Here is a 13181-nt window from a genome sequence, read left to right on the forward strand (position 1 = left end):
GCCAGCCGACGATGCGATCGGCGAACGCGGCGAGGCCCTCGGCATCGTCGGGCGCCAGCGTGGGCGGCCAGCAGCCGGCCAGCGTCTGGTACAGCATCGCCTCGGTGGCGCGCCCCGGTGCGAGCGCCGCGTTAATGTCAGCGTCGGTGCGGGGCGCGCGTCGATGCCCGGCGTTGCGCGCCTGCCAGGCCTCGACGGCCGCGCGCCACGACGCCGGAATTTCGCTGAGCACGGCGAGCCGCGCACGCACGTCCTCGCCGCGCTTGTGGTCGTGCGTGGCGGTGGCCAGCAGCGTGGCGGGCGTGAGCCGCGCGCGTTCGAGGTTGCAGGCGTGGAATGCGTCGGGTGAGAGGGCGAAACGCTCGGCGTCCGCGCCCACTTCGTTGCGCGACAGCAGCCGGCCGTAGCGATAGCACGCGGTGTCCTCCACACCCTTGGCGGCGAGCGGCGCACTGAGCCGCGCGAACGCGAGTTGCGCGCGCAGCGCGAGCGCCGGGTCGGGCGCGGGGCCGGATTCAGATTCGGATTCGATAGGGATGCCGACGATCTCGGGCCAGCCGAGCCAGCCGAGCACGCGATCGAGCACGTCGCGATCCGTGCGCGGCAAGGCCTCGCGCGCGGCGCGCCACGCGGCCTCGACGAACGGCCGGTCGTGCTCGCGCTCGCCGCCGGCCGGATAGAGCCGATAGACGGGCAACTGCACGGCCAGTTCGACCACGGCGCGATGCAGCGGCGCGCGTGCCACGTCGCGCGTGCGCAGATCGCCGCGCGCGATCTCGTGCAGCAGCGCCGCCACGCGCTCGGCCTCGACGGCCAACTGACGCGGCACGGCCTCGCGCTTGCCGGTCAGCGCTTCCTGGGTGAAATCGGCGGGGCTGCCCGACAACTCGGCCCACAGTTTCGCGAGCGGCGCCTCGCCGGCCGGGTCGTGCAGCAGCGCGCCCACGTCGTTCATGAAGTCGTAGCCGGTGGTGCCGTCGGTCAGCCAGTCGGCGGGCAGCGTTTCGCCGCGCGCGAGGATCTTCTCGACCACCAGGTATGGCGTGGGCTGGCGCAGCGCGGCGAGCCGTTCGTGCAGGCGGCGGCAATAGCCTTGCGGGTCGGCGAGGCCATCCACGTGATCGATGCGCACCCCGTCCACCAGCCCCGCATCGACGAGCCGGAACAGCAGCGCGTGCACGTCGTCGAACACGGCCTCGTCTTCCACGCGCATGCCCGCCAGCGTGTCGATGTCGAAGAAGCGCCGCCAGTTGATCTCGTCGTTGGCGGTGCGCCACCACGCGAGCCGGTACGCCTGCCGTTCGAGCATGGCGTGCAGGCGCGCGCGGCCCGCTTCGGTGTCGCTCGCGTAGTGGCGCAGCGCGGCGTCGAGCGCACCCGTGCCGTGCGCGTGCACATGCTCGCGCAGCGCCTCGAACGCGAGGCTGATGCGCGGCGCACCGGGCGAGGCTTCGACCAGCGGCGCGAAGCGCGCGGCCAGCGTATCGAGTTCGGGCCGATGCGCGGCGCGCAGGATGTCGGGATAGGCGGCCAGATTGACCGGCAGCGAGCGGCCGGGGCAGACGATATGCAGGCGGCCGTCGATCGGTTCGTACTGCAATGCAATGTCGCCGGCCGCGAGCGCCTCGCCGTAGGGGCGGCCGAGGCACGGCAGCAGCACGCGCCCCTGCAGCGACGGGTCGGCCGGATGCCAGTCGATGTCGAAGTGCTGCGCGTAGCGGCTGCGCCGCCCCCATTCGAGCACGTCGTTCCACCAGCCGTTCGAGGAACCGCCCACGCCCATGTGGTTCGGCACGAAATCGACGATGACGCCGAGGCCGTGCCGGCGCAGCGCGCCGACCAGCCGCACGAAGCCGTGTTCGCCGCCGAGTTCCTCGCTGACGCGTTCGTAGTCGACGGTGTCGTAGCCGTGCATCGAGCCCGGCTCGGCCTGCGTGATCGGCGACAGGTACAGATGGCTGACGCCGAGCGCCGCGTAATCCTCCGCGTAGGCGGCGGCGTCGTCGAACGTGAAGCCCGCGTGCAGTTGCAGGCGCAGCGTGGCGCGCGGGTGGCCCGCTGGGGCGGGGGTGTTGTGGTGCGGGGTGTCGCTCATCGGCCGGCTCCTCCGGTGCGTCGTGCCAGTGCGACGGCGGCCAGCGTGGCGCCGGCCGCGTCGTCGATCAGGTGGGCGGTGTCGCGCGGCATGCGCCGCCGCCAGTTCGGATGGCCCACGGGCGGCCCGGGCAGATTCGGCTGCGCGGGCAGCGCGAGCAGGTCCTCCAGCGGCATCAGCGCGAGCGAGGCGGCGCTGCGCGCGACGAAGGCGAGCGCGGCGGCCACTGGCGGCGCATCGGGCGCGGGCGGCGTGGCGGCTGTCGTGACGCCCGCGATGGTCAACGCGTGCCACAGATGCGTGCGATCGGCGGCGCGTTCGGCGAGATCGGCGGGCAGGGCGGCGTCGCGCTCGCCGGCCGGTGCTTCGGATGCCTGAGCGTTGGCGTCGCGCGAGACGGGCGTGGCTTGATGATTCACGGCGGGTTCCATGGGTGGCCAGGTGTCGGTCGGATCGTCGGCGCGAGGTGCAGCGGCGAGCGCGTTCGCGTCGTGCCGGCTTGCGTCGGCGGCGTTATCCACAGGGTCGAGCGCCGCGACGTGCCGTCGCCACGCGAGATCGACGCCGCGCCACCAGCCCGCGATCGTCGGCAGATCGTGGGTGGACGGCATCGCCGCCACGTCGTGGTCCCAGCGCTCGGGCGGCCGGAACGCGCCGGCCGCATCGCGTTCGAACCACAGCACGCGCATGCCGGCCACGCCCCGCCCGGCAAGCTGGTCGCGCAGCCCGTCCGGCACGGTGCCGAGATCCTCGCCGATCGCGATCGCGCGGTGCCGCGACGATTCGAGCGCGACGAGCCGCAGCAGGTCGTCGAGCGGATAGCGCAGATAGGCGCCATCGCGCGCCGAGGTGCCGTCGCGCACGATCCACAGCCGCTGGAAGCCGAGCACGTGATCGATGCGCACGCCGCCCGCATGCGCGAACGCGGCGCGCAGCAACGCGATGAACGGCGCGAAGCCGTTCGCGCGCAGCGCGGCCGGCGTCCAGGTGGTGACGCCCCAGGCCTGCCCATGGGTATTGAACAGGTCGGGCGGCGCGCCGATCGAGGCGTTGGCCAGCAGCGTGCCGGGCGCGGCCCAGGCGTCGGCGCCGTCGGGCGCGCAGCCCACGGCCAGATCGGCGATGGTGCCGATCGACATGCCGGCGGCCCGTGCGGCGCGCTGTGCGCCGTCCAGGCCGCGCGAGGCCAGCCACTGCGCGAACGAGAAGAACGCGATGTCGTCGCCGTGCGCGGCGGCGAACGCGCGCACGGCGGGCGCGTCGGGGCCGTGCAGTTCGGCGGGCCAGCGCCGCCAGTCGGAGCCGAGCCGTTCGTCGATCGCATGCGCCTGCAACGCATCGAAACAGGCCTGCCCGTACAGCGAGGTGCCGCCGCTGGAGACGAACGACGCGAACGCCCGCGTATCGGACGACGGATGCGCACGCCAACGTTCGTACAGCGCGCGCAGCACGCGCAGCTTCAGATGCATCGCGCGCGGCCAATCCACCAGCGGCGCGGCGCTCAACTCGGCGGCCAGGCCGGCGAGGCCGGTTTCGGCGAGCGCGGCGCGCGTCGCCTCGGGGCCGGCCACGTCGTCGGGATCGAGATACGCGAGGTTGTGCCAGCGCCGGGACGACGGCGAATACGGGCTGTCGCGCTCGGGCTGGGCCGGGAAGCCGGCGTGGGTCGGGCTGATCGCGAGCGCGTCCGCGCCGTGCCGGCCGGCGGCGGTGGCGAGCGCCGCCAGCGCCGTGGTGTCGCCGATGCCGAGGTCGCCGTCGCGGCGCAGGCCGTAAAGCTGCGCGGCCAGGCCGAACGGGCGCGCGCGGCCGGCGGCCTGCGCGGCGTCGTCGATGCGCCAGCCGCGCGCGGGCGCGACGGCCAGCGTCAGGCTCGCGAAATCGGTTTCGACGGTGTGATAGCCGGGCACGTCGATGGCGGGCAGCAGCGCGCCGCGGCCGATAGCGTCCGCGATCAGCGTGCCGCCGATCCGTTCGCCGCTTTCTAGCGTCAACACGTAGCCGTGGCCGCTGTGGCCCGCAGCGGCAGGCCACGGCACGGGCTGCCTCGCGTCGGCCGTCAGCAACGGCGGCGGCACGGCCGGCGCGGCCAGCGCCGCCGCGCTCCATTCGCGGTCGGCCTGCGTCGCGCACGGCACGCCGAGCGCATCGAGCAGCACGGCGAGCGCGTCGTCGGCAACACGTTGCGGTGCGTCGCCCGCGTCGATCCAGTCGGGTTCCAGCCCGGCGGCGCGCGCGAGCGCGTCGAGCGAGGCGGCGGATTTTCCGTTCGGGGTGCTCATCGTCCTGCTCCCTCGCGGCGGGCGCCGGCCGGCATGTCGAGCCAGGCGATGCAGGCATGCGCGCCGAGCTGCCCGCTGCCGAGCGCGTCGCGCACGCGCGGCGGCGTTTCGAACACGATCTTGCCGGGCGGCGCGGCGGGCAGTGCGATCGCGGCGTCGTCGAGGTTGAGCGCGATCGCGAGGGCCGCGCCGTTGCCGAGCCGCCAGCGCGCGATCAGTGCGCGTGGCGGGGTGTCGTCACCGCCGTTGCGGTTTTGCATCGCGTTGGTTGCGGCCGCAACGGTCGCGGCTTCCTGACGATCGTTGTCGTGCTCGGGATCGTCGAGCGGCAGGCGCGAGCGATCGGTATAGGCGGCCGGATCGGCCGGTGCAGGTGCGGCTTGTTGCCCGTCGCGCGCCAGCAGGCTCACGCCCTCGGAGCGCGTGCCGGGCAGATGCGGCATCACGAAGCTGGTGCGCACGGTCAGCGCGCCGCGATAGAACGCGCGCCAGGTTCGCGCGTCGTCGCTTTCGTCGTCGGCGGTGGCGGTGTCGTCCAGCGACGAGCGCGTGAACGTGGCGGGATCGTTCGGATCGGGAATCCGGTCGCGATGCTCGGCGCTGGCGAACGCCGGGAACGCGGCGAATTCGCGGCGGCGGCCCTCGCGCACGGCGTCGGCCAGCTCGCCCGTGTAATCGGTAAAGAACTGGAACGGCTGCGTCGAGCCGGTTTCCTCGCCCATGAACAGCATCGGCACCGAAGGCGCGAGCAGCGTCAGCGCGGTGGCCGCGCGCAGCGCGTCGTCGTTGACGAGCGCGCGCAGCCGCTCGCCGAACGCGCGGTTGCCGATCTGGTCGTGGTTCTGCAGGAACGCGACGAACGCGGTGGGCGGCAGGTGCGCGCTCGGCTCGCCGCGCGGCCGGCCGTCGTGCAACGGCGACGGCTCGCCCTGATACGCGAAGCCCTCCGCCAGCGTGCGCGCGAAGCGCTGCAGCGGCGCGTCGGCATAGGCGCGGTAGTAGCCGTCGCGCTCGCCGGTCAGCAGCACGTGCAGGCTGTTGTGGAAATCGTCGTTCCACTGCGCGTCGAAGCCGGCGTCGGCCAGCAGCCGCGCGCTGTTGCGCTCGTTTTCCAGCACCAGATGGATGTGCCGGTCGCCGCTCGCGTAGGCGCGCACGCGCGCGGCCAGTTCGCCGAGCCAGGCGTCGTCGTCGATCGCATGCACGGCGTCGAGGCGCAGCCCGTCGATGCGGAATTCTTCCAGCCAGTACAGCGCGTTGTCGATGAAGAAGCGGCCCACCTCGGCGCGCGAAAAATCGATCGCCGGCCCCCACGCGGTGTGGCTGCCTTCGCGGAAGAAGCCGGGCGCGTAGCGCGCGAGCCAGTTGCCGTCCGGGCCGAAGTGGTTGTACACGACGTCGAGGAACACCTGCAGGCCAAGGCCGTGCGCGGCGTCGATCAGCGCCTTCAGCTCGTCGGGGCGGCCGTACGCGGCGGCGGGCGCGAACGGCAGTACGCCGTCGTAGCCCCAGTTGCGCATGCCGGGAAACGACGACAGCGGCATCAGCTCGATGGCGGTCACGCCGAGCGCGGCCAGTTCGCCGAGCCGGCGCTCGACGCCGCGATAGCCGCCGAGCGCGCCGACGTGCAGCTCGTAAAGCACCGTGTCGCTCCACGGCCGGCCGCGCCAGTCGTCGTGCATCCAGCGGTAGGTGGCCGGGTCGATCACCTCGCTCGGGCCGTGCACGCCGTCGGGCTGGAAGCGCGAGGCCGGATCGGGCACCGCATCGCCGCCATCGAGCCGGTAGCGGTAGCGCGTGCCGGGGCCGAACGGTGCGGTGGTGTCGAACCAGCCGTCTTCGCGGGCCGTCATCGCGACGCTGGCCTGGCGCTCGCCGTCGTCGAGCTCGACCTCGACGGTTCGGCAGGCGGGCGCCCAGAGCCGGAAGTGGGTGCGGCGCGGATCGATGCAGCAGGCGCCGAACGAGGCCGGGTAGGCGTGACGGGCGGCGGGATAAATCAGGGAGTCGGTCATGGTCGAATCCTCGGGAACGGGGGCGGCGCGCTAACGCCCGGCGCTGGCCGGTTCGGTGGCGAGCGGCGCGTCGGCGTGAGCGTCGGCCTGCGGGCCTGCGTGATCGGTTCGGGGGGCTTGACGATGCGCGACCGGTTCGGGCTCGGCGTCGTCGTCGGTTTGCGGCATCGGCTCGGCCGCGACGGGTTCCGGCTCGTCGTCGGCATCCTCGGGCAGCGCATCGCCGGTGGCGTCCGCATGCGCCGGATCGACCGCTTCGGTTTGCGCAGCACCAAGCCGCGCGGCGGCGATCACGGCCGCGTGCGCGGCCAGTTCGATCCCTTCGGCGGGCAGCACGGCCGGCTCGGCGTCGGGCCGGCCGCTGTCGGCCAGCACGAGGTAGGCGAGGCCCGGCGCGGGCGGCACGAACAGCAGCGGTTGCGAGGAGCCGTTCAGCATCAGCAGCAGCACCTCGGTTTCGCCGCTGCCGTCGGGGCCGACGCGGCGCATGGTCAGGGCGCGGCGTTCGCCGTCCTCCCAGGCGGGCACCGACAGGCTCTCGCCACGCTCGTCGAACCAGTCGATCTCGCGCAGGCCCGGCGCGACCTCGTGGTCGCCATCCGGATAGCGCGCGCCCGACAGCAGCGGATGCTCGCGGCGCAGCGCGGCAAGCCGCCCGACGAACGCCGACAACTGCCGGCCGGCCTCGCCGTTGGCCTGCTCCCAGTCGAACCACGACAGTTCGTTGTCCTGGCAATAGGCGTTGTTGTTGCCCTGCTGGGTGCGGCCGAACTCGTCGCCGCCGAGCAGCATCGGCGTGCCGAGCGCGGCGAACAGCGTGACCAGCAGCGAGCGCGACACGCGTGCGCGCACCTCGTTGATGCCGGCATCGTCGGTCGGGCCTTCCGCGCCCCAGTTCGCGCTGCAGTTGTCGTCGCGGCCGTCGCGGTTGTCCTCGCCGTTCGCTTCGTTGTGCTTCGAGGCATAGGCGACCATGTCGGCCAGCGGGAAGCCGTCGTGCGCGGCGATGAAGTTGACCGAGGCCCAGGGCCGGCGTTTCTGGTGATTGAACAGGTCGGCCGAGCCGGCCAGCCGTGCGGCCAGCTCGGGCCGCATGCCGGCATCGCCGCGCCAGAAGCGGCGCACGGTGTCGCGGAAGCGGTCGTTCCATTCGCCGAAGCCGGCCGGATGATTGCCGAGCTGATAGCCGCCGGGGCCGATGTCCCACGGCTCGGAAATCAGCTTGCGGGTGGCGAGCACCGGGTCCTGGCACAGCGCGTCGAAGAAGCCCGAGCCGCGGTCATAGCCGTCCGGCTCGCGGCCGAGCGTGACGCCGAGGTCGAAGCGGAAGCCGTCGATATTGAACGAGGTGCTCCACCAGCGCAGCGAATCCATCACCATCTGCAGCACGCGCGGGTGCGAGAGATTCAGCGTGTTGCCGCAGCCGGTTTCGTCGATGTGATAGCGCGGATCGTTCGGTTGCAGCCGGTAGTAGCTGGCGTTGTCGAGGCCGCGCCACGACAGCGTGGGGCCGAGCTGGTTGCCCTCGCAGGTGTGGTTGTAGACCACATCGAGCAGCACTTCGATGCCGGCCGCGTGCAACTGGCGGATCGCGATGCGCATCTCGTCGAGCCGCCGTGTCGACAGGTACGACGGCTCGGGTGCGAAATACGACAGCGTGTCGTAGCCCCAGTAGTTGCGCAGCCCGCCATTGATCAGCTCGCGGCTGTTCAGGAACGCATGCACCGGCAGCAGTTCGATGGTGGTCACGCCGATCTTGAGCAGATGATCGATGAACTCGGGCGAGGCCAGCGCCGCGAACGTGCCGCGCGAGGGCGGGCGCAGCCGGTCGCGCCGCATCGACACGCCGCGCACATGGGTTTCGTAGATCACCGTGTTCGACCACGGCACCTCGGGGCGGCGATCCTCCTGCCAGTCGAACGTTTCGTCCACCACCACGCATTTCGGCATGGCCGGCGCGGAATCGCGGCGATCGATCGACAGATCGGCGCGGTTCGAATGCAGCCGATAGCCGAACAGCGCATCGGACCAGCGCACCTGGCCGATCAGCTTGCGCGCGTACGGATCGAGCAGCAGCTTGGTGGAATTGAAGCGATGGCCGTGTTGCGGCTGATAGGGGCCGTCGGCGCGAAACGCGTACACCGTGCCCGGATGCGCGTCGGGCAGATAGCCGTGCCAGATTTCATCGGTGCATTCGGGCAGGTCGAGCCGCGCGATTTCCTTGCGGCCGGTGGGGTCGAACAGGCACAGCTGGATGCGTGTGGCGTGGGCCGAAAATACCGCGAAGTTGATGCCGAGGCCATTCCATTTGGCGCCGAGCGGATAGGGCTTGCCCGGCTCCAGGCGGTCGGGGGTTGCAGCGCGCATGATGCGGAATCCTTTTTGATGTCGTTAAGTTCGTTGTGAATGCATCGATACCCGGCGCTCCCGCGCATCAGTCGGGCCGCAGCCAGATCGTCGCGAGCGGCGGCAGGCGCAACTGCGCGGACCATCGTTCGCCATGCGAGGGGATCTCCTCCGCCTGCACGGCGCCGCCGTTGCCGCGATTGGTGCCCCCGTATGCGGCGCTGTCGGTATTGAGGAGTTCGGACCATCGTCCGCCGGCCGGCAGCCCGATGCGATAGTCGTCGCGCGGCACCGGCGTGAAGTTGCACACGGCCACCAGCCGCCGCCCGCTGTCGTCGCGGCGCACGAACGCGTACACACTGTTGGCCGCGTCGTCGCCGATCAGCCAGCCGAAGCCCTCGGGCTGGCTGTCGAGCCGATACAGCGCGGGTTCGTCGGCGGCGAGCCGGTTCAGGTCGCGCACCAGGCGCTGCACGCCGCGGTGCGGGGGCGCGTCGAGCAGCTCCCAGGGCGGCTGGCCGTCGTGCGCGAACTCGCCGGGTTGCGCGAATTCGCCGCCCATGAACAGCAGCTTCTTGCCGGGATGCGCCCACATGAAGGCGTAATAGGCGCGCAGCGTCGCGAAGCGCTGCCACGCGTCGCCGGGAAGCTTCCCGACCAGCGAGCCCTTGCCGTGCACCACCTCGTCGTGCGAAAGCGGCAGCACGAACCGTTCGGAAAACGCATAAACCAGCCCGAACGTCATGCGCTCGTGATGATGGCGGCGATGCAGCGGGTCCTCCTGCAGATAGGCCAGCGTGTCGTGCATCCAGCCCATGTTCCACTTGAAATCGAAGCCCAGGCCGCCGTTTGCGGTGGGGGCGCTGACGCCGGGCCAGGCGGTCGATTCCTCGGCGATGGTCAGCACGCCGGGCGGCGCGTCGGGGCCGTGCAGCGTGTCGTTGAGCAGGCGCAGGAAGGCGATCGATTCGAGGTTCTCGCGGCCGCCGTGCCGGTTCGGAATCCACTGGCCCGACGCGCGCGAATAGTCGCGATACAGCATCGAGGCCACCGCGTCCACGCGCAGGCCGTCCACGTGATGATCGCGCACGAAGGCCAGCGCCGCCGCGATCAGGAAGCCGCTCACCTCGCGGCGGCCGAGGTTGTACACCAGCGTGTTCCAGTCGGGATGAAAGCCCTCGCGCGGGTCGGCGTGCTCGTAGAGCGCGCTGCCGTCGAACTGGCCGAGGCCGTGCGGGTCGGTCGGGAAGTGCGCGGCCACCCAATCGACGATCACGCCGACGCCGGCCGCATGCGCGCGATCGACGAAGCGCGAGAGGCCCTCGGTCGGGCCGAAGCGCGCCGACGGCGCGAACGGCGAGAGCGCCTGATAGCCCCACGAGCCGCCGAACGGATATTCGGCCACCGGCATCAGTTCGACGTGCGTGAAGCCCATGCCGGCCACGTAGGGGATCAGCCGGTCGGCGAGTTCGTCCCAGGTCGGGCAGCGCGGCGGATCGCCGATGCGCTGCCACGATTCGGGGTGTACCTCGTACACGGACATCGGCGCGCGCACCGCGTCGGTCTCGGCGCGGCGGCGCATCCAGTCGTCGTCGGTCCAGGCGAAGCGCGTGAGCGCGGCCGGATCGGCCACCACCGAGGCGGTCAGCGGCGGCGTCTCGGTGGCGCGCGCGCACGGGTCGGCCTTGAGCGGCATCACGCGGCCGTCGTGCGAGCGCAGCTCGTACTTGTAGCGCACGCCCGCGCCGATGCGCGGCACGAACAGTTCCCAGATGCCCCACGGGCGGCGCAGCCGCATCGGATGGCGGCGGCCGTCCCAGGAATTGAACTGGCCCACCACCGACACGCGCGCCGCGCTCGGCGCCCACAGCGCGAATATCACGCCGGGCACGCCGTCCACGGTGGCGGGCCGTGCGCCGAGGCAGTCGAGCACGGCGAACGGATCGCCGTTGCCCAGGCGCGCGAGCGCCGATTCGTCGAGCAGCGGACCGAATGCGTAGGCATCCTCGATATCCTGCGTGGCCGTCATCCAGTCGATCGACAGCCGGTAGGCATCGTCGGAATCGAGCGTGCCGGCGAAGCAGCCGGCCGGCGCGACGCGTTCGAGTTCGCCGAGCACGCGCCCGCCGTCGCGCGCCACGGCGTGCACGCGATGCGCGCCGGGCAGCAGCGCGCGCACCACCCGGCGGTCGCCGACACGATGTGGGCCGAGGCAGGCGAACGGATCGGGGTGGCGTGCGTCGAGCAGCGCATCGATATCGGCCGGGTCGAACAACGTCTCGCTCATGGGGCGTCCTTCGCGTGGGAGGGCGGGGTGGAAGTGGAAGAAGGGGGCGGTGTGCCGAGCAGTTGCGCGGCGAGCCCGGCCAGGCCGAGCACCGGCACGCGCAGCCAGTCGGGCCGGTTGGCGGCTTCGTAGCCGATTTCGTAGGCGGCCTTCTCGATCAGGAACAGCATCAGCAGCCGGTCCGCCGCGTCGGGCGCGACGAACGGCTCGGCGGCCGCCTCGATCGCACGCCGGTACTGGGCGAGGAAGCGGTCGGCGGCGGCCTGCCCGAAGCGGTCGAACAGCGTGCGCTTCAGGTCGGCGGTGGGCAGCGGCGACTTCTCGATCGAGAACTGCGCGGCCGCGCTCGCATACGACAGCGAGCGCAGCAGCCCGGCCACGTCGCGCAGCGGATGCGACTTGGCGCGGCGCGCGTCCAGCGCGCGCGCCGGTTCGCCCTCGAAATCGATCAGCATCGCGTCGCCGTTCACGTTGAGCACCTGGCCGAGATGGAAATCGCCATGGATGCGCGTGCAGAGCGCGTCCAGGTCGCGCGGCACGCTCGCGGCCAGCGCCGCGAGCAGCGCGTCGCGCGAGGCCAGCAGCGTGTGCGCGGCGTCGCGCGCGGCCGGATCGAGTTCGTCGAGGCGCGGCGCGAGCAGGTCGAGCGCGCGCCGGACCATCGCCGAGGCGTCGCCGGCCCAGCGTTCGACGTGGGCCGGCGTGGCGCGCTCGGGCGCGATGTCCGGGTCGTCGCACGGCTCGGCCAGCGTCACGTGCAGCTCGCCGAGCCGGGTGCCGATCGCGCCGGCGAAATTGGCGTAGGCATCGAATTCGTCGGAGTCGGTCAGCGCGTCGTCGGCGTCGTCGGAGGTGGCGGCCGCGGCCAGCGCGAGGTCGCCCACGGCGCGCTTGACGAAGTCGAGCGAGTAGGCCCATGCATCGCCCTGGTTCTCGACGAAGGCCTGCACGATCGCCACGGTATGCGGCGTGCCGTCCTCGCCCACCCGCTGCACCTCGCCGACCAGCGCCGGCGCGTTGCGGTAGCCGGCGCGCGTCAGGTGCCGGCTCATCTCGGCCTCGGGGTGGATGCCGCCCGCCACGCGCCGCACCAGCTTCAGCACCAGCGCCTCGCCGATCACGAGCGAGCTGTTGCTCTGCTCGGCGGCGAGCCAGCGAATCTCGGGGGCGTCGCCCAGCGTGGCCCGGTAGTCGTCGAGCGACGGCTCCGGCAGGAACCTCAGCGTGCCGCCGCCCGTGAGCGGCACGCTGGCCTGCTCGGCCAGCTTGCGCAGCAGGCTGTGCGCGAAGCCGGGCAGCGCGAACGCATCGGTCAGGTAGCCGACCGTCGGGCCGCGCCGCACGCGCGCCAGCGCGAGCCGCATGAACAGCGGATGCGGCGTCTCATCGCCCCAGGCGGCAGCGAGCGGCACCACGTAGCGTTCCTCGCGGCCGTCCGAGCGCGCCACCACTTCGGCGTACTGAAACGCCTCGCCGGGGATCGGCGTCACGCAATCGAAGCGCGCGCCGTCGAGCGTGCGATCCTTCGAGGCGAACCAGCGGCGCAGCGCCAGCCAGTGCGGCAGCACCTCGGTTTCGAGCGACGCCAGCAGCGGCGCGGCCGGGTGCGCGTCGCCGCGCCGCATCACCAGCGTGGTGTATTCGGGCAGCGGCTCGGCGTGCGGGCGATGCCACGCCGGCTCGGCGCCGTGCGGCGTCAGCGCGAACCACAGGAAGCCGTAGGGCGGGAACGTCAGCAAGTAAGGCAGCTCGCCGATCGCCGGAAACGGCGAATCGGAGGTCATCTCCACCGGCACGCTGCCCGCGAACTCGGACAGGTCGATCTCGACCGCCTGCGACGTGCGCGACAGGTTCGCCACGCACAGCACCGGCGTGGCGTCGGGCAGTTCGCGCAGATAGGCGAGGATCTTGCGGTTCTCGGGGCGCAGGAAGCGCAGCGTGCCGCGCCCGAACACCTGGGTGGCGCGGCGCGTGGCGAGGATGCGGCGCATCCAGTTCAGCAGCGAATGCGGGTCGCGCGATTGCGCCTCGACGTTGATCGCGTCGAACCCGTACAGCGCGCCCATCACCGGCGGCAGCACCAGTTGCTCGGGGTCGGCGCGCGAGAAGCCGCCGTTGCGGTCGGCCGACCACTGCATCGGCGTGCGCACGCCGTC

General features: G+C 72.1%; 6 protein-coding genes. All 6 read right to left on the bottom strand.

Annotated elements, in window-relative coordinates; genetic code table 11:
- Positions 1–2095 (bottom strand): malto-oligosyltrehalose synthase (gene treY, locus ACYP33_RS28595; RefSeq protein WP_459624758.1); only part of this gene is annotated, 2095 nt, incomplete at its 3' end.
- Positions 2092–4377, bottom strand: coding sequence for a 4-alpha-glucanotransferase (gene malQ, locus ACYP33_RS28600; protein WP_459624759.1), 2286 nt, complete (start codon positions 4375–4377; stop codon positions 2092–2094). The genes treY and malQ, both read right to left, overlap by 4 nt.
- A complete protein-coding gene (gene treZ / locus ACYP33_RS28605) occupies positions 4374–6392 on the bottom strand; it encodes a malto-oligosyltrehalose trehalohydrolase (protein ID WP_459624760.1) in 2019 nt (672 codons plus the stop codon). Before treZ ends, malQ begins: the two co-directional genes overlap by 4 nt.
- Positions 6393–6422: 30 nt before the next feature.
- A complete protein-coding gene (gene glgX / locus ACYP33_RS28610) occupies positions 6423–8759 on the bottom strand; it encodes a glycogen debranching protein GlgX (RefSeq protein ID WP_459624761.1) in 2337 nt (778 codons plus the stop codon).
- A 67-nt stretch (positions 8760–8826) separates the two neighbouring features.
- Positions 8827–11025 (bottom strand): 1,4-alpha-glucan branching protein GlgB, encoded by a 2199-nt coding sequence (gene glgB / locus ACYP33_RS28615; protein WP_459624762.1) that lies wholly within the window; start codon positions 11023–11025, stop codon positions 8827–8829.
- Positions 11022–13181: putative maltokinase (locus ACYP33_RS28620; protein ID WP_459624763.1), on the bottom strand; the 2160-nt coding region annotated here is incomplete at its 5' end. The genes glgB and ACYP33_RS28620, both read right to left, overlap by 4 nt.

The organism is Burkholderia sp. 3C (genome assembly GCF_054589155.1).